This window comes from Actinoallomurus sp. NBC_01490, from assembly GCF_036227085.1.
Taxonomy (GTDB): Bacteria; Actinomycetota; Actinomycetes; order Streptosporangiales; family Streptosporangiaceae; genus Actinoallomurus; species Actinoallomurus oryzae.
On record NZ_CP109433.1, the window covers coordinates 5,982,342 to 6,004,405 of the forward strand.

At 72.6% G+C, this 22,064-nt stretch carries 20 protein-coding genes and 1 tRNA gene; 9 read left to right on the forward strand and 12 right to left on the reverse strand.

Annotated features, from left to right (window positions below):
* Positions 1-56: 56 nt before the first annotated feature.
* A complete protein-coding gene (fdhD, locus tag OG417_RS27875; RefSeq protein WP_329234403.1) occupies positions 57-872 on the reverse strand; it encodes a formate dehydrogenase accessory sulfurtransferase FdhD in 816 nt (271 codons plus the stop codon).
* An 81-nt stretch (positions 873-953) separates the two neighbouring features.
* Between fdhD and fdh the strand changes: the two genes are divergently transcribed.
* Genes fdh through nrfD form a run of 3 tightly spaced genes read left to right on the forward strand, consistent with a single transcriptional unit; the run spans position 954 to position 5,936 of the window.
* The gene (fdh, locus tag OG417_RS27880; protein ID WP_329262662.1) at positions 954-4,157 is read left to right on the forward strand and encodes a formate dehydrogenase; all 3,204 of its coding nucleotides are present in this window, start codon (positions 954-956) and stop codon (positions 4,155-4,157) included.
* A gap of 1 nt (position 4,158) precedes the next feature.
* Positions 4,159-4,998, forward strand: a complete 840-nt coding sequence (locus OG417_RS27885; protein WP_329234406.1) for a 4Fe-4S dicluster domain-containing protein — start codon at positions 4,159-4,161, stop codon at positions 4,996-4,998.
* Entirely contained in the window at positions 4,998-5,936 is a 939-nt protein-coding gene (gene nrfD, locus OG417_RS27890; protein ID WP_329234409.1) for an NrfD/PsrC family molybdoenzyme membrane anchor subunit, read from the forward strand. The genes OG417_RS27885 and nrfD overlap by 1 nt, the downstream gene beginning before the upstream one ends.
* Here the strand turns inward: nrfD and OG417_RS27895 are convergent.
* The 3 genes from OG417_RS27895 to selD all read right to left on the reverse strand — a co-directional run bounded on the left by OG417_RS27895 (position 5,923) and on the right by selD (position 9,423).
* Complete coding sequence (locus OG417_RS27895) at positions 5,923-6,702, reverse strand: LppU/SCO3897 family protein (RefSeq protein ID WP_329234411.1); 780 nt, start codon at positions 6,700-6,702, stop codon at positions 5,923-5,925. The genes nrfD and OG417_RS27895 overlap by 14 nt on opposite strands.
* Before the next feature lie 184 nt (positions 6,703-6,886).
* Entirely contained in the window at positions 6,887-8,374 is a 1,488-nt protein-coding gene (locus OG417_RS27900) for a peptide MFS transporter (RefSeq protein WP_329234414.1), read from the reverse strand.
* Positions 8,375-8,436: 62 nt separating this feature from the next.
* Positions 8,437-9,423 (reverse strand): selenide, water dikinase SelD, encoded by a 987-nt coding sequence (gene selD, locus OG417_RS27905; RefSeq protein WP_329234417.1) that lies wholly within the window; start codon positions 9,421-9,423, stop codon positions 8,437-8,439.
* 118 nt (positions 9,424-9,541) lie between these two features.
* On the opposite strand from selD, the gene OG417_RS27910 reads away from it, so the two are divergent.
* The 4 genes from OG417_RS27910 (at position 9,542) to OG417_RS27925 (ending at position 12,794) form a co-directional block, all read left to right on the forward strand.
* Positions 9,542-11,332 (forward strand): AMP-dependent synthetase/ligase, encoded by a 1,791-nt coding sequence (locus OG417_RS27910; RefSeq protein WP_329234420.1) that lies wholly within the window; start codon positions 9,542-9,544, stop codon positions 11,330-11,332.
* 176 nt (positions 11,333-11,508) lie between these two features.
* Positions 11,509-11,847: a DUF6412 domain-containing protein gene (locus tag OG417_RS27915; RefSeq protein WP_329234423.1), complete on the forward strand. Its 339-nt coding sequence runs from the start codon at positions 11,509-11,511 to the stop codon at positions 11,845-11,847.
* A 135-nt stretch (positions 11,848-11,982) separates the two neighbouring features.
* Positions 11,983-12,684 carry a YidC/Oxa1 family membrane protein insertase gene (locus tag OG417_RS27920; RefSeq protein WP_329234426.1) on the forward strand — a complete coding sequence of 234 codons (702 nt, stop codon included), beginning with the start codon at positions 11,983-11,985 and terminating at the stop codon, positions 12,682-12,684.
* 14 nt (positions 12,685-12,698) lie between these two features.
* Positions 12,699-12,794 (forward strand) — tRNA-Sec (locus OG417_RS27925).
* A 97-nt stretch (positions 12,795-12,891) separates the two neighbouring features.
* Here the strand turns inward: OG417_RS27925 and OG417_RS27930 are convergent.
* Positions 12,892-14,112: a carboxylesterase/lipase family protein gene (locus OG417_RS27930; protein WP_442875766.1), complete on the reverse strand. Its 1,221-nt coding sequence runs from the start codon at positions 14,110-14,112 to the stop codon at positions 12,892-12,894.
* Positions 14,016-14,369 (reverse strand): carboxylesterase family protein, encoded by a 354-nt coding sequence (locus OG417_RS54450; RefSeq protein ID WP_442875582.1) that lies wholly within the window; start codon positions 14,367-14,369, stop codon positions 14,016-14,018. Before OG417_RS54450 ends, OG417_RS27930 begins: the two co-directional genes overlap by 97 nt.
* Before the next feature lie 85 nt (positions 14,370-14,454).
* On the opposite strand from OG417_RS54450, the gene OG417_RS27935 reads away from it, so the two are divergent.
* On the forward strand, positions 14,455-15,057 hold the full coding sequence (locus OG417_RS27935; protein ID WP_329234433.1) for a TetR/AcrR family transcriptional regulator: 603 nt from the start codon (positions 14,455-14,457) through the stop codon (positions 15,055-15,057).
* A 61-nt stretch (positions 15,058-15,118) separates the two neighbouring features.
* Here OG417_RS27935 and OG417_RS27940 read toward each other — a convergent pair whose 3' ends face one another.
* The 4 genes from OG417_RS27940 to OG417_RS27955 all read right to left on the reverse strand — a co-directional run bounded on the left by OG417_RS27940 (position 15,119) and on the right by OG417_RS27955 (position 18,497).
* Positions 15,119-16,012 carry an RNA polymerase sigma-70 factor gene (locus OG417_RS27940; RefSeq protein ID WP_329234436.1) on the reverse strand — a complete coding sequence of 298 codons (894 nt, stop codon included), beginning with the start codon at positions 16,010-16,012 and terminating at the stop codon, positions 15,119-15,121.
* Positions 16,009-16,302, reverse strand: coding sequence for a hypothetical protein (locus OG417_RS27945; RefSeq protein WP_329234438.1), 294 nt, complete (start codon positions 16,300-16,302; stop codon positions 16,009-16,011). The genes OG417_RS27940 and OG417_RS27945 overlap by 4 nt, the downstream gene beginning before the upstream one ends.
* Positions 16,303-16,408: 106 nt before the next feature.
* Positions 16,409-17,008: a hypothetical protein gene (locus OG417_RS27950; RefSeq protein WP_329234441.1), complete on the reverse strand. Its 600-nt coding sequence runs from the start codon at positions 17,006-17,008 to the stop codon at positions 16,409-16,411.
* A 37-nt stretch (positions 17,009-17,045) separates the two neighbouring features.
* A complete protein-coding gene (locus tag OG417_RS27955; RefSeq protein ID WP_329234445.1) occupies positions 17,046-18,497 on the reverse strand; it encodes a pyridoxal phosphate-dependent decarboxylase family protein in 1,452 nt (483 codons plus the stop codon).
* Between the two features lie 71 nt (positions 18,498-18,568).
* Between OG417_RS27955 and OG417_RS27960 the strand changes: the two genes are divergently transcribed.
* Positions 18,569-19,534, forward strand: a complete 966-nt coding sequence (locus OG417_RS27960) for a helix-turn-helix domain-containing protein (RefSeq protein ID WP_329234448.1) — start codon at positions 18,569-18,571, stop codon at positions 19,532-19,534.
* Positions 19,535-19,610: 76 nt separating this feature from the next.
* On the opposite strand, the gene OG417_RS27965 is transcribed toward OG417_RS27960, so the two are convergent.
* Together OG417_RS27965 and OG417_RS27970 are read right to left on the reverse strand one after the other, a co-directional pair.
* A complete protein-coding gene (locus OG417_RS27965) occupies positions 19,611-20,555 on the reverse strand; it encodes a GNAT family N-acetyltransferase (RefSeq protein ID WP_329234451.1) in 945 nt (314 codons plus the stop codon).
* 197 nt (positions 20,556-20,752) lie between these two features.
* Positions 20,753-21,763 carry a hypothetical protein gene (locus tag OG417_RS27970; RefSeq protein ID WP_329234453.1) on the reverse strand — a complete coding sequence of 337 codons (1,011 nt, stop codon included), beginning with the start codon at positions 21,761-21,763 and terminating at the stop codon, positions 20,753-20,755.
* Between the last annotated feature and the right edge of the window lie 301 nt (positions 21,764-22,064).

Sequence of the window (22,064 nt, forward strand, 5' to 3'; positions counted from 1 at the left end):
GTCGCTTCCGCTCGTTGGACACGGCGTGCAATATATGCCGGTTCGACCCCATCGGGTCAAGCGGTGGAGTCGACGCGGGCGGCGCCGGCGTAGACGTTCATCGACGTGCCGCGCAGGAAGCCGACGAGTGTCATTCCCGCCTCTTCGGCCAGGTCGGCCGCGAGCGAGGACGGCGCCGACACGGCGGCCAGCGCGGGGAGACCCGCGAGCAGCGCCTTCTGCGTCAGCTCGAACGAGGCACGCCCGCTGACGAGCAGGACGTGCCCGGTCAGGGGCACCCGCTTGTCCTTCAGCGCCCAGCCGACCACCTTGTCGACGGCGTTGTGCCGCCCGACGTCCTCGCGCATCGCCAGCAGCGTGCCCTCGGCGTCGAACAACCCGGCCGCGTGCAGCCCGCCCGTGCGGTCGAAGACCCGCTGGGCGTCGCGGAGCGTCCCGGGCAGCCGCGCCAGCGTCTCCGGGTCCAGCCGGACCGGGTCCGCGGGCACGTCGTACCGCGATCGCTGCCGGATCGAGTCGATGCTCGTCTTGCCGCACACCCCGCACGCGCTGGTCATGAGGAACGACCGGTCGACCGAGACCTCGGGCGGCTCGACGCCCTCGGCGAGCGTGACGTCGATGACGTTCATCGTGTCGGTGTCGGCGCAGTAGCGCATCGCCCGGATGTCGTCGGCGGACCGCACCACGCCCTCGCCGTGCAGGAACCCGGCGACCAGGTCGAAGTCGTCACCGGGGGTCCGCATGGTCACCGACAGCGGGCGCCCGGCCAGCCGGATCTCCAGTGGCTCCTCGACCACCAGCGTGTCGGGGCGCCCGCGGGCGCCCCGCTCGTCGATGTGCGCGACCCGCCGCCGTACCGTCACTCGGCCCATGCGCCCGACGCTACTCCCTTGAGCGGCGAAGACGCCGCCGCGTAAGGGGACGGTGGCAAGATCACCGCCAAAGGATGTTCAATAGGGCGCGTGGGCATCGAGTATTGGCCGGTACTCCGCCAGCTCACCGGTTCCGACCGGCTGGGGCGCGGGAAGGCCGCGCGGTCGAAGGGCACCGACGCGCTCCGGGCGCGGACGGACCAGGCCGATCGGGTCGTCGAGTCCGTGTGTCCCTACTGCGCGGTCGGATGCGGGCAGAAGGTCTACGTCAAGGACGAGAAGGTCATCCAGATCGAGGGTGACCCGAACTCCCCGATCTCGCGCGGGCGGCTCTGCCCCAAGGGGTCGGCCAGCAAACAGCTCGTCACCTCCCCGGGCCGGCAGACCACGGTCCTCTACCGGCGTCCCCACGGCACCGAGTGGGAGCCGCTCGACCTCGACACGGCGATGGACATGATCGCCGACCGGGTGATCGACGCGCGGCGGCGCGGCTGGGAGGACACCTGCGACGGCAAGCCCGTCCGCCGCACGATGGGCATCGCCAGCCTCGGCGGGGCCACGCTCGACAACGAGGAGAACTACCTCATCAAGAAGCTCTGGAGCGCGCTCGGCGCGATCCAGATCGAGAACCAGGCCCGTATTTGACACTCCGCCACCGTCCCCGGTCTGGGGACCAGTTTCGGGCGCGGCGGCGCCACGACGTTCCAGCAGGACCTGGTCAACGCCGACTGCATCGTCATCCAGGGCTCGAACATGGCCGAGTGCCACCCGGTCGGGTTCCAGTGGGTGATGGAGGCCAAGGCGCGCGGCGCGAAGGTCTTCCACGTCGACCCGCGGTTCACCCGCACCAGCGCGGTGGCCCACCGCCATGTGCCCATCCGGGCCGGCAGTGACATCGTGCTGCTCGGCGCGCTGGTCAACCATGTGCTGAGCGGCGGCCACGACTTCCGCGAGTACGTCCTGCACTACACCAACGCCGCGTCGATCGTGGGCGAGGACTTCCGCGACACCGAGGACCTCGACGGCCTGTTCTCCGGCTACGACGCCGACAGCCGGGAGTACGACCCGACGAGCTGGGCCTACCAGAACGGCGGTGCCCAGGCCGCGGCCGGCGAGCGGGACGAGGCGAAGACCGGCGACCGGTCCCACGAACACGGGCCGGGCGCGACGTTCGAGGCGTCGCCGTCGCAGACCGGGCACGCGCCGCGGCGCGACGAGACGCTCCAGCACCCGCGCTGCGTCTACCAGATCCTCAAGCGGCACTTCGCGCGGTACACGCCCGAGCTGGTCGAGGAGATGTGCGGCATCGGCCCGGAGCGGTTCGCCGAGCTCGCCGACGCGATCGTGGCGAACTCCGGCCGCGACCGGACCACCGCGTTCGTCTACAGCGTGGGCTGGACCCAGCACACGGTCGGCGCCCAGTACATCCGCACGGCCGCGATCCTGCAGCTGCTGCTGGGCAACATCGGACGGCCGGGCGGCGGCATCCTCGCGCTGCGCGGGCACGCGAGCATCCAGGGGTCCACCGACATCCCGACGCTGTTCAACCTGCTGCCGGGCTACCTGCCGATGCCGTACGCCCACGAGCACGAGAACCTCGACACCTACCTCGAACGCGCGGCCGGCGACACGGGCTTTTGGGGCAACAAGCGCGCCTACATGGTGAGCCTGCTCAAGGCCTGGTGGGGTGACGCGGCGACCGCGGACAACGACTTCTGCTTCGACTACCTGCCGCGCCTGACCGGCGACCACGGCTCCTACCACACGGTGCTGGACCAGATCGCCGGCAAGGTCAAGGGCTACTTCCTGATGGGGGAGAACCCCGCCGTCGGGTCGGCGGGCGGGCGGCTCCAGCGGCAGGGTCTCGCCGCGATCGAGTGGCTCGTGGTCCGCGACCTGAACCTCATCGAGAGCGCCGAGTTCTGGAAGAACTCCCCGGAGATCGCCGCCGGCGAGACCACCCCCGAGCGGATCGGCACCGAGGTGTTCTTCCTGCCCGCCGCCGCGCACACCGAGAAGGACGGCACGTTCACCAACACCCAGCGGCTGCTCCAGTGGCACCACAAGGCGCTGGACCCGCCGGGAGACGCGCGCAGCGACCTGTGGTTCATCTACCACCTCGGCCGGCGCGTACGCGAGCGGCTGGCCGGCTCAACGGACCCGAACGACCGGCCGATCCAGGACCTGACCTGGGACTATCCGGTCGAGGGCCCGTACGGCGACCCCTCCGCGGACGCCGTGCTGCGTGAGATCAACGGCTGCGACGGCGACGGAAAGCCGCTCTCCGGCTTCACCGCGCTGAAGGACGACGGCTCCACCTCCTCCGGCTGCTGGATCTACGCCGGCTGCTACGCCGAGGGCGTCAACCAGACCGCGCGCCGCAGGCCGGGACGCGACCAGTCCTGGGTGGCGCCCGAGTGGGGCTGGGCCTGGCCGGCGAACCGCCGCATCCTGTACAACCGCGCCTCCGCCGACCCGGAGGGCCGTCCGTGGAGCGAGCGCAAGGCCTACGTCTGGTGGGACGGCGAGCAGTGGACCGGGCACGACGTGCCGGACTTCGAGAAGACCAAGCCGCCGTCGTACGAGCCTCCGGAGGGCGCGACGGCGCAGGACGCCATCGCCGGCACCGACCCGTTCATCATGCAGACCGACGGCAAGGCCTGGCTGTTCGTGCCCAAGGGACTCGTCGACGGGCCGCTGCCGACGCACTACGAGCCGCAGGAGTCGCCGGCCGTCAACCCGCTCTACGCGCAGCAGGAGAACCCGACCCGGCAGCTCTACCCGCGGCGCGACAACCGCTACCATCCGGCCGGCAACACGGTGTACCCGTACGCCTTCACCACGTACCGGCTGACCGAGCACCACACGGCGGGCGGCATGAGCCGGTTCCTGCCGTACCTGTCCGAGCTGCAGCCGGAGATGTTCTGCGAGGTCTCCCCGGCGCTGGCGGCCGAGCGCGGGCTGACCAACGGCGGCTGGGCCACCATCGTGACCGCGCGGACGGCGATCGAGGCGCGGGTGCTGGTCACCGACCGGATGGCGCCGCTGCGGATCCAGGGCCGCACCGTCCACCAGGTCGGCCTGCCCTACCACTGGGGCTCCTCCGGCGTCGTGCGGGGCGACTCGGCCAACGACCTGCTGCCCATCGTGCTCGACGCGAACACCCAAATCCAGGAGAGCAAGGCCGCGACCTGCGACATCCGCCCCGGACGCCGTCCTCGGGGCGCCGCGCTCGGCGCCCTCGTACGCCGCTACCGCCGCCAGGCGGGAATCCCGGAGGACTGAGATGAGCAACAGCCTGTACGGGCCGCTGCACGACGTCGCGGAGGACGCCGGGTACGCCGACCCGCCGGCGCGGGCCGGGTTCTTCACCGACACGTCCGTGTGCATCGGGTGCAAGGCGTGCGAGGTCGCGTGCAAGGAGTGGAACGCCGTCCCCGACGATGGGTTCGCGCTCACCGGGATGTCCTACGACAACACCGGCGGGCTCGGCGCGAGCACCTGGCGGCACGTGGCGTTCATCGAGCAGTCCCGGCCCCGCGAGGTCGGCGACGGCGACGGCGGCACCCGCTGGCTCATGGCCTCGGACGTGTGCAAGCACTGCACGCACGCGGCCTGCCTCGACGTGTGCCCGACCGGCGCGCTGTTCCGCACCGAGTTCGCCACGGTCGTCGTGCAGCAGGACGTCTGCAACGGCTGCGCCTACTGCGTGTCGGCCTGCCCGTACGGCGTGATCGACCGGCGTGAGGGCGACGGCCGCGCCTGGAAGTGCACGATGTGCTACGACCGGATCGGCGACGGCATGGAGCCCGCGTGTGCCAAGGCCTGCCCGACCGACTCGATCCAGTACGGGCCGTTGGACGAGCTGCGCGAACGCGCCCGCGCGCGCCTCGACGAGCTGCACGAGCAGGGCGTCGCGGAGGCGCGCCTCTACGGCGAGGACGAGAACGACGGCGTCGGCGGTGACGGTGCGTTCTTCCTGCTGCTGGACGAGCCGGAGACCTACGGCCTGCCGCCGGACCCGGTGGTGACCACCCGCGACCTTCCGGCGATGTGGAAGTGGGCCGGGGGAGCCGCGGCGGCCCTGGCCGGCGCCGTCGCCGTGTCCTTTCTCGGGAGGCGCTGATGCCCAAACGCGGTGGCGAGCGGGCGATGGTCCCGCGCGCGGAATTCGGGTCCTACTACGGGCGGCCGGTGCTGAAACGGCCGCGCTGGCAGGCGCCCCACCTGCCCGGCTACCTCTACTTCGGCGGGCTGTCGGGAGCGGCGGCGGCGATGGCGGCCATGGCGGACGCGACCGGGCGCGGGCGGCTCTCGCTCACCGGCCGGGTCACCGCCGCGACGGCCGCGGCCGCGGGTTCGGCACTGCTCGTCGCCGAGCTGGGCCGGCCGGAGCGGTTCCTGAACATGCTGCGGGTCTTCAAGCCGACCTCGCCGATGAGCGTCGGATCGTGGGTGCTGGCCACACACGGGGCCCTCACCGGGCTGTCGGCCGCCTCCGGGGTGACCGGTGCCGCGCCGTGGCTCGGCCGGGTCGCCGGCGCGGGCGCCGCGCTGACCGGTCCCGTCCTGGCCACCTACACCGGTGTGCTGATGGCCGACACGGCCGTTCCGGCCTGGCACGAGGGCTACCGTCACCTGCCGCTGCTGTTCGCGGGCAGCGCGCTCGCCAGCGCGGGCGCGGTCGGGATGGCGGCCGTCCCGCGCGGGCAGGCCGGCCCGGCCCGGCGGATGGCCCTGCTGGGCGCGGGTCTGGAGCTCGCCGCGGCCGGCACGCTGGAGAAGGGCGCGGGCATGCGCGAGCAGGCCGAGCTCGTCTCCGAGCCGTACCGCACCGGCCGCGCGGGCGCGCTGCTGCGCCTCGGACGCGGGCTCACGGCGGCGGGCGCGGCCGGGGCCTTCGCCGCCGGCCGCAGCCGTACCGCCGCGGTGGTGTCCGGGCTCGCCCTCACCGGGGGCGCGCTGTGCACGAGGTTCGGCGTCTTCTACGCCGGGCTCGTCTCGGCGGAGGACCCCAAGTACACCGTCGTGCCCCAGCGGGCGCGCCGCGCTACTGGCGCTTGAGGCAGAGCACGTAGCTGAGGAAGGTGTACTTCTTGCTCTTGGCCCAGAACGCCGTGGTGTAGCCCGAGACGCTCTTGCACTTGTTCTTGTCCGACGTGCCGGAGAACCGCTTGAGCACCTTGTACGGCGCCGAGTCGCAGTCGGTCTTGAACATCTTCAGGTCCGGCGCCTTGCCGGTGATCCGCACGCAGTCGCCGGCCTGGACGAACATCGACTCGTCCACCGAGGGCGAACCCGACGGCGTGTCGGAGTCGGACGGCGACGGGAAGGTGCTCGGCACGTCGTTCGGCGGCGTGTAGCTCGGCTCCGCGGTCGGCTGCGTGCTCGCCGCTATCGGGTGGACGGGCTTCTTGCCGTCGTCGCCGCTGAGCGCCCAGACGATCGCGCCGCCGCCGCCCAGCACCACCAGCACCGCGACGATCGCGACCACGATGATCGGCCCGGAGTTGCTCTTGCCGGGCGGTCCGGGCAGCGGAGGCGGACCCCAGCCACCGGGACCCATCGGGTCCTGCGGTCCGAAACCGCCGGAGCCGGGCTGGCCCCAGGGCGGCGGACCGCCGGGAGGCTGCTGGGCGCCGTACGGAGGCTGCTGGCCGCCGGGAGGCTGCTGCCCGCCGTAGGGAGGCTGGCCGTACGGGGGCTGTTGCCCGTACGGGGGCTGCTGTCCCGGTTGCCCGCCCGGGTAGGGCGGAGGCTGCTGGGGAGGATAGCCGCCAGGCCCCTGTCCCCGCGGCTGCTGGCCGTAGCCATCGGGTTGCTCATGCACGAACGGCCGCCCCTTCTTTCCCCGCAAAACGTGTCCTCTTACCCAACTAGGACTCGCCCCGCTGCGCAAATCATTCCTTTACCTTCGACGCCGATGTTCGCCGTCAGGATCCCGGCGAATCGCCGCGATGTCCTATTTCGGTCACGTGGCGCCGGAGAAATCACGCGGGGGGTATCGGCGCGGGTCAGCCGCGTGCGGGATGCTCGGCCATCAGTGCCCGCAACGGCCGGATCGCGGCGGCGAGGGCGGCTCCGGTCACGAGCGCGAGAATCGCCAGGGCGAGAAAATAGGCCGGCTCGGACAGGACCGTGCCGGCGAGCCGGGTCAGCTGCCCGCCGATGGCGTCGCCCACGGCGATGGCGAGGTACCACAGCCCGATCATCTGGCCGGCGAACGCCCGGGGCGCGAGCTTGGTCGTCACCGACAGCCCGACCGGACTCAGGCACAGCTCGCCGGTGGTCTGGACGAGGTAGGTGGCGACGAGCCACAGCGCGGAGATCCGGGCACCGCGGGTGGCCTCGGCCGCGGCGAACATCATGATCAAGTACGAGACGCCGACGAGGATCATCGCGGCGGTGAACTTCAGCGGAGTGCTCAGCCGGTCGCCCGCCCGCAGCCACAGGGCGGCGAACACCGGGGCGAGCGCGATCACCATGATCGGGTTGACCGCCTGCAGCCAGCTCGACGGCATCTCCCAGCCGGCCACGGAGAGGTCGGTCTTCTTCTGCGCGAACGTCGACAGCTCCGTGGCCGCCTGGTCATAGACCAGCCAGAACACCGACGCCGCGGCGAACAGCCAGATGTAGGCGCGCAGCCGGACGCGCTCCTCCCGGGTGATCTCGTGGCTGCCGAAGAACATGAACGCGAAGTAGGCCGCGGCGACGCCGAGCGGGACCACGGCGACCGCCCAGGTCACGTTGTCGAGGGTGAGCGTGCCGGTGGCCGCGCCGAGGACGGCGACCGCGACGACGGCGGCGGAGCCGGCGAGAACCGCCGTACGCAGGTGGCGCCGCTCCCGGTCGTCGAGCCGGCGGGACGGCTGCCCCCCGGGCAGGTGCCGCCGGCCGAGGACGTACTGGACCAGGCCCAGAGCCATGCCGATCGCGGCGATGCCGAAACCGAGGTGCCAGGACACCTTCTGCCCGAGCGTGCCCACGACGAGCGGTGCGAGGAACGCGCCGACGTTGATGCCCATGTAGAAGATGGAGAATCCGGCGTCCCTGCGGGCGTCCTCGCCCTCCCCGTACAGGTGGCCGACGAGCGTGGCGATGTTCGCCTTGAGCAGCCCCGTACCGGCGATGATCAGGGTGAGGCCGAGGTAGACGAACCCCGCGCCGCCGGGCACCGCCATCGCGAGGTGCCCCAGCATGATGATCAGCCCGCCGTACAGGACGGACGAGCGCGGCCCGAGCACCCGGTCGGCGACCCAGCCGCCGGGCAGCGTGACCAGGTAGACCATGGCCGAGTACACGCCGACCAGCGCCTTGGCCGTGCCGCCCGCGAGCCCGAGGCCGTGCTGGGCGGCGGGGGCGGCGAGGAACAGCACGAGGATGCTGCGCATGCCGTAGAAGCTGAAGCGCTCCCACATCTCGGTCAGGAACAGGGTCGCGAGGCCCCGTGGATGTCCCAGGAAGCGGCGTTCGCGGCATGCGTCGGTCGCCGATGTGGCCATGCGGTCTCCCCCGAATCTCCGCAGCGGCCATGAGAGTGTGCCTGCTTCGTACCCTCGGCGATCTATCCGCGAACGATCAGGGTGTGCCTTTCCCGCCCGATGAGCTCGCCGACGACCGGGGCGCCCGGGATCTCACCGGCGACGAGGAGACCTCCGGAGGTCTGCGCGTCGGCCAGCAGCAGCCGATCCTCCTCCGCGACCGAGCCGAAGTCGGTGTGGGGGCTCACCCAGGACAGGTTGCGCCGCGTGCCGCCGGAGACGAAGCCGTCCCGTACGGCCTCGCGCGCGCCGTCGAGGTAGTCGACGGCGGAGGAGTCGACCACCGCGGTGACCCCGCTCGCCCGCGCCATCTTGTACAGGTGGCCGAGGAGGCCGAAGCCGGTGACGTCGGTGGCGCAGGGGTGGCCGCGATCGAGCGCGACCCGGGAGGCGCCCGCGTTGAGGGTCGTCATCGCCGCCACGGCCTGGGGGAAGACCTCGCCGGTCGCCTTGTGCCGCGTGTTGAGCACGCCGATGCCCAGCGGCTTGGTCAGGCAGAGCGGCATGCCGGGGCGCCCGGCGTCGAGGCGGAGCAGCCGCGCCGGGTCGGCGAGCCCGGTCACCGCCATGCCGTACTTCGGCTCCGGGTCGTCCACGCTGTGCCCGCCCGCGACGTGGCACCGCGCCTCGCGTGCGACGTCGAGCCCGCCGCGCAGCACCTCGCGGGCGAGCTCCATCGGCAGCGTGTCGCGCGGCCAGCCCAGGAGGTTCACGCCGACCAGCGGACGGCCGCCGACGGCGTACACGTCGGAGAGGGCGTTGGCCGCGGCGATCCGCCCCCAGTCGTACGGGTCGTCGACGACGGGCGTGAAGAAGTCGGCCGTGGCGACCACGGCGTTGCCCTCCTCGATCCGCACGACGGCCGCGTCGTCGCCGTCGTCGAGGCCGATGACCAGGTCGTCCGGGGGCGCGGTGTCGATGAGCCCGGCCACGACCGACTCGAGCTCACCCGGCGGGATCTTGCAGGCGCAGCCGCCGCCGTGGGCGTACTGCGTGAGTCGATAGTTCATGGGGCCCTCCGCGTCGGTTCTCCACGATGGAACTTATCGCGTCGAAGCCCTTGTCCGAATCGCGTTCTACATGGTGCGATGCTGCTTCGTAAGCGAGCACTGACACCGGAGGAGTGCGATGGGCGTGCTGGAGGAACGGGCCGAGGTCGAGAAGGCGATCGCGGGTGCCACGATCGCCGACGCCCTGCTGGAGACGGCGACGCGGCATCCGGACGCCCCCGCGTTCACCCAGGGTGAGCAGACTTTGACCTGGTCCGAGGCCCGGGAACGCGTGCTGCGGATCGCCGCCGCGTTCGCCGCGCTCGGCCTGGAGCCCGGCGACACCGTCGCGCTGATGATGCCCAACCGCACCGAGCACGTCCTGGCCGACCTCGGCGTCGTGCACGCCGGCGGCATCCCGACCACGTTCTACGCGACGCTGGCGCCCGAGCAGATCGCCTACGTCGCCGGCGACTGCGCCGCGCGGTACGCCGTCCTGGACGGGCCGTCCCAGGTCGAGCGCTGGGCGCCGATCCTGTCCCGGCTGCCCGGCCTGCGCGCGGTGATCGTGCTGAACGACTGCCCGCCCGGCGACCCGTACCTGTCGTGGGAGTCGTTCCTGGGCATGGGGGAGCCCGGCGCCGAACGGTGGCGCGACCTCACGCCGGACTCCACGCTGACCGTGCTCTACACCTCGGGCACGACCGGCCGCCCCAAGGGCGTCATCATCACGCACCGCATGGCGCTGTACGAGTGCCGCGTCTCGGACATGACCTCCGAGCTCCCGGCGGGCAGCGTCGGTGTCTCCTACCTGCCGTTCGCCCACATCGCCGACCGGGTGATCAGCCTCTACCTGCCGGTCGTCCGCGGCACGCACGTCTACTTCTGCCCCGACCCGTCCCAGCTCGCGGCCACCCTGGCCAGGGCGCGCCCGCACGGCTTCTTCGGCGTGCCCCGCGTGTGGGAGAAGATGATGGCCGCCATCCAGGCCGTCCTCGCCGCGGAACAGGACGACTCCCGGCGCGCCGCGGTCGCCGCCGCCATGGGCGCCGGGCGGGCCTACGTCGAGTCCTGCGAGTACGGGCGGGAGACGACCCCGGCCGTGCTGGAGGCGTTCCAGCGCGCCGACGAGACCGTGCTCGCCCCGATGCGCGCCCTGATCGGCCTGGACCGGGTACGGCAGACGCTGAGCGCCGCCGCGCCGCTGCCGCTCGACGTGGCGCGCTTCTTCGCCGGCCTGGGCCTGCGCATCCTGGATGTGTACGGGATGACCGAGACGACCGGCGCGGCCACCGCGAACCGGCCGGACTCCTTCAAGCTCGGCACGGTCGGGCGGGCGATGCCGGGCATGGAGATCCGGATCGCCGACGACGGCGAGATCCTCATCCGGGGGACCATCTGCACGCCCGGCTACCTCAACCTGCCGTCGGAGGCCCTGCTGGACGCCGACGGATGGGTGCACACCGGTGACCTCGGCGAACTCGACGACGACGGCTTCCTGAAGGTCGTCGACCGCAAGAAGGAGATCATCATCACCGCGGGCGGGGAGAACATCGCCCCGTCGCTCATCGAGAACCTGCTGAAGGAACACCCCCTGGTCGGCCAGGCCCTGGCCTACGGCGACGGGCGGCGCTACGTGGTGGCCGTGCTGACCCTGGACGGCGAGGTGGCACCGGCCTGGGCCGCGGCGCGCGGCATCGAGGGAGACCTGGCGGACCTGGCCGCCCATCCGCTGGTCCTGGAGGAGATCGCCCGCGCGGTGGAGGCGGCCAACGGACGGCTGGCCCGCGTGCAACAGGTCAAACGCTGGCGCCTGCTGCCGGACGAGTGGACCCCGGAGAGCGAGGAGCTGACACCGACGCTGAAGCTGAAGCGCCGGGTGATCCACTCGAAGTACGCCGACACGTTCGCGGCCCTGTACGAAGCCTGACCGGCCGGCCAAGCGCCCGGCCGTTCGCCACGGCACAGGCCCCCTCGGCGGTCGGCCCAGTCGGCTCACCATCGGGTTCCCGCCCGGCCGAGGGGCGCCGCCCGTCCGTTCGCTCGGCCGCCCGCCTTTCCGGGATCTTCCGGGAACCGGCGGGACGCGGTGAGCGTCGGTAGGGCATGACCCGGATCCTGGCCGTCACCGTGGCGGTGCTGATCGCGGGCTGGGACGCCGCCGACGCGCTCACGCCGTCCGGGGTCCTGCTCGCCGCGGCGGCTCTCGCCGTCGCCGGGCTGGTGCTGCTCGCCGCACGCCGTCCCGCCGTGCGGCTCGCCCCGGAGGGTCCGGCGCGGTCGCTGGCGCTGCGCTCGCGCGCCCGCCGTACCGCCATCGTCCGGCTGTGCGACCCGGACGCCGCGGGCCGCCCACGTCCCCGGGCACCGTCGGCCCGCACGCGGGCCGCCCAGCGTCTGTTTCACCCGACCGCTGCGCCGGGGGCGCGTCTCCGCGCCGCCTGACCGGTTCCCTCCTGCCCGGCGAGACACCGCCGGGCCGGTGAAACACCTGTGGCCGCGGGTCTCCCGTGGCCACCGCCGGACGCGGCCCTTTCGCCTGTCCTCTCCCGAGCACGAGCCGAAGGGTCTCCCCACCGCATGTTCGCACCGTTCGACGCCGCCGTCGGCGTCGCGTACCACCTCGTCACCGGGCTCACGTCCCTGCTGGAGCCGCTCACGGGCGGCCTCAGCGCCGCCGTCGCCATCGTCGTCTTCACCGCCTGCGTCCGCCTGGCGCTGCTGCCGCTGAGCTTCCGCCAGGCACGGGCGAGCCGGGCGCGTCTGCGCCTGGAACCCCAGGTCAGAAAGCTCCTCGACCGCCACCGCGCCGACCCCGTCCGCGCGCGTCAGGAGATCGGCGCTCTCTACCGTGCCGAAGGCACCTCGATGTGGGCCGAAATCGGCCCGTCGCTCCTGCAGATGCCCGTCTTCACCGTCGTCTACCGCCTGTTCCTGTCCCCGGCCGTGGGCGGCCACGCGAACCTGCTGCTGGCCCACACACTGTTCGGCACACCGCTGGGCATGCGCTGGCTCCTGTCCGCGGGCGCCTTCGGCCCGCACGGCCTGGTGTTCCTGGGCCTGTTCGCCCTGCTCGCCCTCACGGCCTGGTGGACCTCCCGCCAGGCGCGGCGCGGACCGGCCCCGCGAGGCGCCCTCGGCCGGGTGACCCGCGTCCTCCCGTACGGCACGTTGCTGATCGCCGCGTACGTCCCCCTGGCCGCCGGCCTGTACCTCCTGACCTCGACCCTGTGGACCGCGGCCGAACGCGCCACCCTCTGGCGCACCCCGGCCACCACCTGAGTAGGCTCACGACCGGAGGCGGGAGGGTGCCTGGTGGCCCCCATGGTCTTCAAAACCACTGCACGGCGCTCGGTGTCGTGGGCGGGTTCGATTCCCGTACGCCTCCGCCACCTTCTCTAGTGCGGCGCCGGCCAGCGGAAATCTGGTGTCTGTGCCTTCCGTGCGCGCGTCCGGACGGCCACCGGCTCGGGAAGTCGGGATCCTCGTCTACGCGAGGTCGAAGGGGGCCGGGTCGTGTCGCTCCCAGATCCGGCGGGAGGCCTCTTCCGGGTAAGGCAGGGTCTTCGACTCGATATCCAGGACGCGAGTCAGCTGTTCCTCGGGTCCGTGGGCGGGCCACCCGGGGTCGCCGGCCGTGGCGAAGCGGACCCATGCCCGTTGCAGCTCACGGGATACCGCCGAGACCTCCGGCGTCGGCCGGTCGCCGAAGAGGTGCCGACCGGCGAGGCTGTCCAGCGTGCCGAACGCCAGGGGAACGTCGAGGCTGTGGCAGGCGCCCAGGACTCCGCCGGACGCCGGGGCCGCCAGTCGCAGCTCGAAGAGAAAGGACGTGCCTCCAGCCGCGTGGTTCGCCTGGGCCAGCCGCAGTGAGGGCATCCGGAAGAGGGCATCGGAGTACACCAGTTCGAGCAGTTCTTCAGGGGTGGCCTGCGGGTAGGCGGCACGGTAGGCGTCGGCGCCGTCCGGTGCCGGGGCGAACAGATCCAGGGCCGTCCGTGCCTCGTCCTCCGTGAAGGTGCCCAGCCGCCCCATCATGACGCTGAAGAGCCGGAATTCGTCGCGGGTGTGGCCGACGAGGAGCTCGATTCCGTCCGTACGGCCGTCGGCCAGCGCCCTCCAGGGTGTTTCGGTGAGCACCACGCCGTCGAGGACCGGGCACACGGCGACACCGATCTTTGAGAGCCGGCCCCAACGCTTGGGAAGGTCGGCGCCCAGGGCGGTGAGTTCGCCGGCCAGGCGTGAGGGGTCGATGCCGGACAGGGCTCCGGCGTCAGGTGCCGCACCGACCCGGCCCGCGAGCGTGGCGGTGACGTCTTCCGCCAGCGCGCGGGTGCACAGCGATCCCGGCACCGAGTGCACGATGGCCCTGCGGAACAACCCCCGCGCCCGCTTCATCGTCAGCAGGGCCGCGATCGACCCCGCCCCGGCGGACTGTCCCGCCACCGTGACCTGGTCAGGGTCTCCGCCGAAAGCGGCGATGTTGCGCTGTACCCATTCCAAGGCCGCGATCTGGTCGAGGAGCCCGCGATTGGCCGGGGCGCCCTCGACAAGGGCGAAGCCCTCGGCCGCCACCCGGTAGTTGATGCTCACCACGACCAGGCCCGCGCCGGTCAGGGCCGCAGGGTCGTACATCGGGTCGCTGGAGGCCCCCGCGATGTAGGCGCCACCGTGGATCCACACCAGCACGGGCAGCCCGGCCGTCCCCAGGCCGGGGTGCTGACGTTGAGGGTGAGCCAGTCGTTCCCGGCTGAGCTCTCGGCCGTCGGTCCCGCCTGCGGCACCACGGGGCCGAACTCGGTCGCCTGCCGTGTTCCGTCCCACTCCTCGACCGGGACAGGCGCCTGGAAGCGCAGCGGCCCGATCGGCGACCGAGCGTAGGGGATGCCGCGGAACACCGCGTGCTCTCCCCGCCGGCGCCCTTCGACGAGGCCCTCCGCGGTCCGTGCTCCTGGACGCTCGAACATGCCACACCCTTCCTCCGCGAACCGGCTCCCAGCTTTTACCGGTCACCTGTAATATGTCAACTGTATTGGAACAAGGGGGTGGACGATGCCCAGGCAGGTGGATCACCGTGAACGCCGCGAGACGATCGCCCGAGCACTGTGGCGCCTAGTGGAACAGCGCGGCATCGCGCACGCGAGCGTCCGCGAGATCGCCAAGGAGGCGGGCATCTCCCACGGCGCGGTGCAGCACTACTTCGCCACCCGGGAAGAGATGTTGGTCTTCGCGATGGACTTCGCGTCCGAGCAGACATCACTGCGCGTCGCCGAAGGCGTCAGGGAGCTCGGCGACCCGCCGCACCCCCGTGACGTGCTCCGAGTGATGCTCACGGAGATGCTCCCTCTGCATCCCGACGCACGTGCGACGAGCCGGATGAGCGCCGCCTACGTCCTGGAGGCACTGCACAACGCCAACATCCATGCACGCGCACGCGACGGGTTGACCCACGGACGCGACCTCGTCGAGCAGATCGTCCGTCAAGCGATCGCCGATGGCCACATCGGCCCCGACCGCGACCCGGCGACAGAGACGAACCTGCTCCTGACGCTCACCGGCTTGACCCCGCTCATCGAACTGGACGTGATCGAGCCCCAAGAGGCCCTGACCGCCGTCGACCGGCACCTCGACCGGCTGTTCACCGACAAGGCCTGACCGCGCCCGATCGCCGGCCGGCCACGTTCCGGCACGGACGGGCCCTGAGACCGGCGAAGCCTCAGCTCTGCGTGACGTCCGACGCGCTCGTGTGGCGCCGCCCGGTCGCCAGGTGTCGCAGCTTGTCCGGGTTGCGGACGATGTGGATCTCGGTGATCCGACCGTCCGCGACCTCGGCGCAGGCGACGGTGTCCGGGCGGCCCGCGACCGTGAGCAGCAGGCCGGGACGGCCGTTGACGTCCACCGCGTGGAGCCGGGGGTCGGCCATCGGCTGGGAGAGGACGGCGGCGAGGAAGCGGGCGACGTTCTTCGCGCCGCGCTGCGGACGGACGGCGGCCTTCACCTTGCCGCCGCCGTCGCTCCAGGCCGTCACATCCGGGGCGAGCAGCTCCATCATCCGGTTGAGGTCGCCGCCGAGACAGGCGGCCAGGAACTCGTCGGTGACCTGCCGCCGTACCTCGGGCGGCGTGTCGTAGCGCGGCCGGCGGGACCGAACGTGTGACCTGGCCCGGTGGCCGACCTGCCGTACGGACGCCTCGCTGTGCTCCAGCATTCCGGCGATCTCCTTGAACGAGAAGCCGAAGACCTCCTTGAGCACGAAGACCGCTCGCTCCAACGGCGAGAGGGTGTCGAGCACGACGAGCATGGCGAGTGAGACGGACTCGGCCAACTCCACCTCCTCGGTCGCGTCGGGCCGGGTGACCAGCGGCTCGGGCAGCCACGGGCCGACATACCGCTCGCGGGTGGCGGTGGCCGAGGCGAGCCGGTTGAGCGCGAGGTTGGTGATCGTACGGGTCAGATAGCCGACCGGGTTGTCGATCGGGGTGGACACCTGACTGCAGCGCAGCCAGGTGTCCTGCACCAGGTCTTCGGCGTCGGCGACGCTGCCGAGCATCCGGTAGGCGATGCCGAACAGCATGCGCCGGTGCTCCTGGAAGGTGGTCGCGTCGATCACGCTTGCGACGGTACCGCGCAGGCGGCGTCGGCCTCCCAGTGACCGAAGTCCATGCACCATGAGCAGCCGATCCTGGCGGCCGATGCCATGACGGCGAGGTGCTTGAGACCCGGGTCGAGCTTGTTCCACCTGGCCGCACCGCGCTCCTGCCGGACGTAAGTGAGCAGCACCCGCGCGTTGTGTCCCACGGCCAGACCGGGGTCGAGCACCTTGCCGTAGGTACGCCGGGAGTACCAGGAACCGATGCGGTTGAGCAGGGTGTCGGGCGGAGTGAGTGAGATCCGGGCCATGGCGAGTTCCTCCATCGTGTCGCACCGGTGACTCGAGCGGGCCTTCCGAAGCCGGGGAAGGCTTCCGCAGGTGTGACAGGTGGGCCCGCCGGAGTGTGACACGCGGTCATTCGCCTTCGGCGCCGTCGTGCCCCGGCGGCGCCGTGACCTGGACGATCGTCGCGGTTCCGGCCACCGGTCTTCCCTCGTGCATGGTGATCGGCGCACCGGGTTCGAGGTGCCGCCAGTCGGCCGGTGTGAGAGGCGCGAGCCGGATCACGCCGTGCCCGCCGGGGGGAATCTCCGGTGCGGACTCCACCCAGACGCGCGCCACGTGCAGTCCGGCGTCGGGGGACGGCGCGCCGATGGCCCACATCGGCCGCAGCCGTCCCTCGCCGGGAATCGGCAGGCGGCGCCCGCCGGCCGCGTCGGGCGGAACGAGCCGCAGCTCGGCCCGGATGACGCCGTGACGCGCCTCCCAGCCGCGCCACCGGCACCAGGCCACTTCCCGGTCCAGCCACATCCGGCCGGCGGCCCGTTCGAGCAGCGACCAGAACTCGACGGTCTGCCACGGAGAGTCCGGGAAGTCGCCGAGGATCCCGAGAGCGGAGTCCCACTCGGTGAGACGCAGGTACTCCCGGACGTCGCCGGCGGAGAGCCCGGCGTCGCTCCGCGCGTCGCCCGGGACGAGCGCGCAGGCGCGCGCGAGAAGCTCAGGAACATCCATGCCCGGATTCTCCGCCTTCTCCGGAGGCGGCACGCCATCACGGGCGCGAGCGCGTACGTGCGTCGTTCACGGCCCGGACGAGCGCCTCGATGTCGGCGGCGGTGGTGTGGTGGCTGATGACGCAGGCGCGCAGCGCGGCGCGGCCGTCCAGGGTGACGGGGCTGATCCAGGCGTGCCCGCCGGCCACGACCGCGTCCGCGAGCCCGGCGTGGTGGGCCCGGGACGCGTCGCCGGGCAGCCCGGCGGCGCGGGGGTCGGTGAAGCAGACGACGGGCAGCGGGGTGTCGTTGACGATGGTCCAGCCGCTGTCGAGGAGCCGGCGACGGAGGACGCCGGCGAGGCCGGCGTCGTGTTCCAGCTGGGCGGCGTAGCCGGTCCGTCCGGCGACGGCGAGGCTGAGGAACAGCTTCAGCCCCATGAACCGGCGCGACCACTGCTGGCTGGAGGTGTAGGGGTCCACGGTGTCGGCGACGGCGCCCGGCATGTAGGAGGTGGTGACCCGGAACGTCTCGGCGAGCCCGGCGGCGTCGGTGCACAGCAGGGCGCCCGCGCCCATCGGGACGCTGAGCCACTTGTGCGCGTCCACCGTGATCGAGTCGGCGCGCTCGATGCCCGTCAGGGCCCCGGCCAGCCGGTCGGACAGCGCCGCGGCGCCGCCGTAGGCCGCGTCGACGTGCAGCCGCAGGCCCTCCGCCGCGCAGAGGGCGGCGAGTTCGGGCAACGGGTCGATGACGCCCGCCCCGGTGGTGCCGGCCGTGCCGACCACCAGGAAGGGCAGGTCGCCGGCCCGGCGGTCGTCCGCGATCATGGCGGCCAGCCGGTCGAGGTCCAGCCGCAGGCCGGCGTCGACCGGCACGAGGCGGACCGCGTCGCGCCCGATGCCGGTGGCGTGCGCGATCTTCAACCAGGCCAGGTGGCTCTCGGCGGACGCGTACAGCGTCGGCCGGCCGGGCAGCGCGCGCAGCCCGCCGGTGCCGTACCGGGGCCAGGTGCGGGTCAGCGCGAGCAGCACGGCCGTCAGGTTGGCCTCGGCGCCGCCGCTGGTGAACGACCCGGCCACCTCGTCGGCCGGGTATCCGAGCCGGCGGCCGAGGAAGCGCATCAGGTGCGCCTCGATCTCCACCGCCGCCGGGGCGTGCGACCACGCCGCGAGCTGCGGGTTGGCCGCCGCGGCGAGCGTCTCGCCGACGACGCCCATCACCGTGGGCGCCGGGTTGAACAACCCGAAATAGCGCGGGTGCGCCGTGTGCACGCTCGTCTCGCGCAGCAACGCCACGACCTCGTCGACCGCCGTCTCCGGCGGGACGGGGACGGCGAAGTCGTACGCGCTCACCGCCTTGCGCAACGCGCCCGCGTCCACCGGCCGGCTGACGGGCCGTGCCGGCAGCCGGGCGCGTTCTTCGCCGAGTACGTCCAGGACATGCCGCCACACGCGGGCGGCCGTCTGGGCGGAGGGATCGAGGAACGACTCGGACGACTCATCTGCCATGCGCCTCAGCCTCGCGGCCGAGCGCGCGACGGCCAAGTGGCGGGAACGACAACGACCGCTAAATTCGTGACATGAACGCGCGTGCCCGAACCCCCACGGTCGCCCTCGCCGTCACGGACGGAGTGCCGATCTTCGAACTCGCCATCCCGTGCGAGGTGTTCGGCTACCCACGGCCCGGCCTGACCGACACCTGGTACGACTTCCGGGTGTGCGCGCCCGCCGGCGCCGTCCGGACCGCGGCGGGCTTCGCGCCCGTCACCGCGCACGGCCTCGACCGCCTCGCCGACGCCGACACCGTCATCGTCCCGGCGTGCCACAGCGTGCACGACACCCAGCCCGCCGAGCTCGTCGACGCCGTCCGCGCCGCGTACGACAACGGCCGGCGGATCGTGTCGCTATGCTCCGGGGCGTTCGTGCTCGCCGCCGCGGGCATCCTCGACGGGCGGACCGCGACCACCCACTGGATGCACGCCGATCTGCTCGCCCGCCGCCACCCCGAGGTACGCGTCGACGCGTCCGTGCTGTACACCGACGACGGCGACGTGCTCACCAGCGCGGGCACCGCGGCCGGTCTCGACCTGTGCCTGCACATCGTGCGTACCGACCACGGCGCCGCGGTCGCGAACGCCCTGGCGAAGCGGCTCGTCATGCCGCCGCACCGTCCCGGCGGCCAGGCCCAGTACATCGACGCCGGTCCCGTGCCCGACGACGCCGACGAGCTCGGCCCGCTGCTGGACTGGGCCCGCGAACGCCTGGACCGGCCGCTGACCGTCGCGGCACTCGCCAGGCGGGCCGGCCTCACCGAGCGCACCCTCATCCGCCGCTTCCGCGCCGCGACCGGCACCGCCCCGATGACCTGGTTGCGCAACATCCGGCTCGACCACGCCCGCTCCCTGCTGGAGACGACCGCGCTGCCCGTCGACCAGATCGCCGAGCGCTCCGGCCTCGGCAGCCCGGCCAACCTCCGCCACCACTTCACCCGGACCGTCGGCGTGTCGCCCAGCACGTACCGGCGTGCCTTCTCGGCTCGCGCGTGACCCTCAGGCCGCGGCGAGAAGGGCGCGCGGGCCGCCGGAGACGGCACGTGAACCGACTCCGGCGGCCACGGGAGCGCTAACCCCACGTCATGTCGAGCTGGTGCTCGTACACGGGGTAACCGGCCCGTGCGAACGCCTTCGCCATCGGGGTGTTCCCCACATCCGTCGAGGCCCGGATCCGGTCCACGCCCTCCGCGGCGAGCACGCGGGTGCCCTCGCCGAGGATCTCGTCGACGTACCCCCGCCCGCGGTGGGCCGGGCGTACCCCGATGTAGGCGATGGCCGGGTTGTAGCCGTTGTGCGCGGGGATGACGAACCCGACGGGCTCGCCGTCCGGCAGCGTCGCGATCCGCCACCACTCCCGCGGGCTCGGGTAGCCGGTCAGCTCGTCCTCGTACTGCGCCTCGGCCGCCGCGCGGGCCGGCATGCGCGTCAGGTCGGCGCGGCCGTGGGCGTCGAGCGTGCCGTTCAGCACGTCGGCCATCAGCCCGATGAGCTCCTCGGCGTCGCCGACGGGGCGGAAGACGAGCCGGCCGTCCGGCTCGGGGACCGGACCGCCGCGTCGCCACTCCATCCGCAGACGTTCGACGAGGGGACGGGCGCCCAGGTCCTCCAGGACGGACCTGCGCTCCTCGACCATCCGGCGCGGACCGGGCGACTCGCGCCAGTCCGGTGGGACGAAACGGGTGTACTCCGGGATCGGGGCGCCCGGCGGGACGACCTCGGCCATCGCCGCCCTCAGCAGGCGGGTGCCCGCGTCGAGCCGGTCCGGCGCGGTGTCGTCGAGGTCGAAGACGTCGAGGAGGAACGGGGCGTCGTGGTGCGGCCGGCTCCACCAGGCGGCCCGCGCGACGAGACGGTCGCCGCGCAGGGCGACCCACATCCAGGAGGGCCTGCGTCGCCCTTCGGCGAGGTCGGCCGCGAACTGGTCGTTCGTCTGATAAGGGAGCCGGGTGAAGAGCGGGAGTTCTTCCGGCCCGGTGAGCGGGCGCAGGGTCAGGTCGTTTCGTTCTACGGTCAAGCCACTCTCCAATGGAGGCGTGCGCCCGTCCGTGCCGGGATCAGTGGTGGTCCACGTCCCGTGAGGGGCGGAGCGCGGTGATCAGCGGATGCATCGGCCTGCCCTCCTCTCGTACGTCGCGGGCCTCATACGAGGCCGGAACGTCAGTCCTACCCTCGCCGGAGCCTGTCCGCAAACCCTTTTCCTCCTGACCCCGGTCAGTCGAACCTGACGTTCGCCAGGGCGGTCCGCGCGACCCGTTCGACCGTGCGCGCGGCGTCGGGTACGGACGTGGGCGCGATGAGGCGGACGGTGACGATCACGTTGGCCCGGCGGGCGATCAGGTCGGCCGTCGTCAGGCCGATCCCGGCGGTGCCGTCGGTGATCTCCCGTGCCTCGTCGGCGAGGCCGCGCACCGGCGCGGCGGTCCGGTCCGGGATGCGGGCCCCGGCCACCGTACGGCGGAAGCCGTCGTGCGCGGTCGCGCTGGCGCTCTCGAACGGGCCCTTGCGGGTCAGGCCCAGGCCGACCGAGAAGGTCCCGACGACGCCGGTTCTCCAGGTACAGCCCTCCTGGCGTTCGATGGGGCCGAGCAGGAGCAGGTCGGCGTCGGGCGTACGGTCGCCGGGCGGGAGGAGCGCGTGGGCGGTCGAGGCGAACATGGCGCACAGGCCGGGCAGCCGCCCGGCCTCGTGGCGCCACGGCCACGAGGGATCGTTCCACGGCGCCTCCATCGCGGTCAGCAGCGCGAGACAGCCGACCCACACGGCGCCGGCGGCGGCGACGGCGCCCAGCCGGTGACGCGCGGCGCGTACGGGACGGCCGCTGCGCCGGGCCAGTTCGGCCACGGCCGCGTCGAAGACCGGGTCGGCGCGGTACCGGAACCGCGCGGGCGCGAACAGCACCCGCGGCCGGTCGGTGATGACCTGCACCTTCTCCAGCAGAAGCCCACGGCGGAGCTCGACGCCCGTCACCTCCGGCCAGGGGATCGGCGGGCCGGCGGCGCTGCTCGGCCACCGCGCCTGCAGGTCCGCGGCGGTGAGGGCCAGCCGGCTGCGCGCCAGGACGGCCGGGTAGACGGAGAGGGCGGCACCCGTCGTTACCGCCATCACCATCGCGGGGGAGTAGGCGAGGAACGCCGCCCAGACGCACACCGCCGTGGCGGTCACCGCCAGCGCGCTCCACACCGTGCACCAGCACCGGAACCGGCGCGAGGAAGCCAGAATCACCGAAGCCATGGACCTGTCTCAGGGGTTAACCGCCGGGTCGAACTTTGTCATAATCCCTGTCATTTCGCCCGTAAGGTAATGCGCTGGGCGAGTCGCGCTCCTTCGTCCGCGCCGCCGGGGCCGGTGCCGATCGGCGCCGGGAACCGGGCCGCGGACGTGCCTCACCGGCGGCCCCACCGGGTCATGTCCGCCGGCTCGGCGGCGGTCGGCCCGTACGCCCGGCCGGTTCGTCACCGGCCCTCGCTACCATCGCGGACGACATGAGCGAACAGAGCGAGCGAATCGATCAATACGCGCGCCC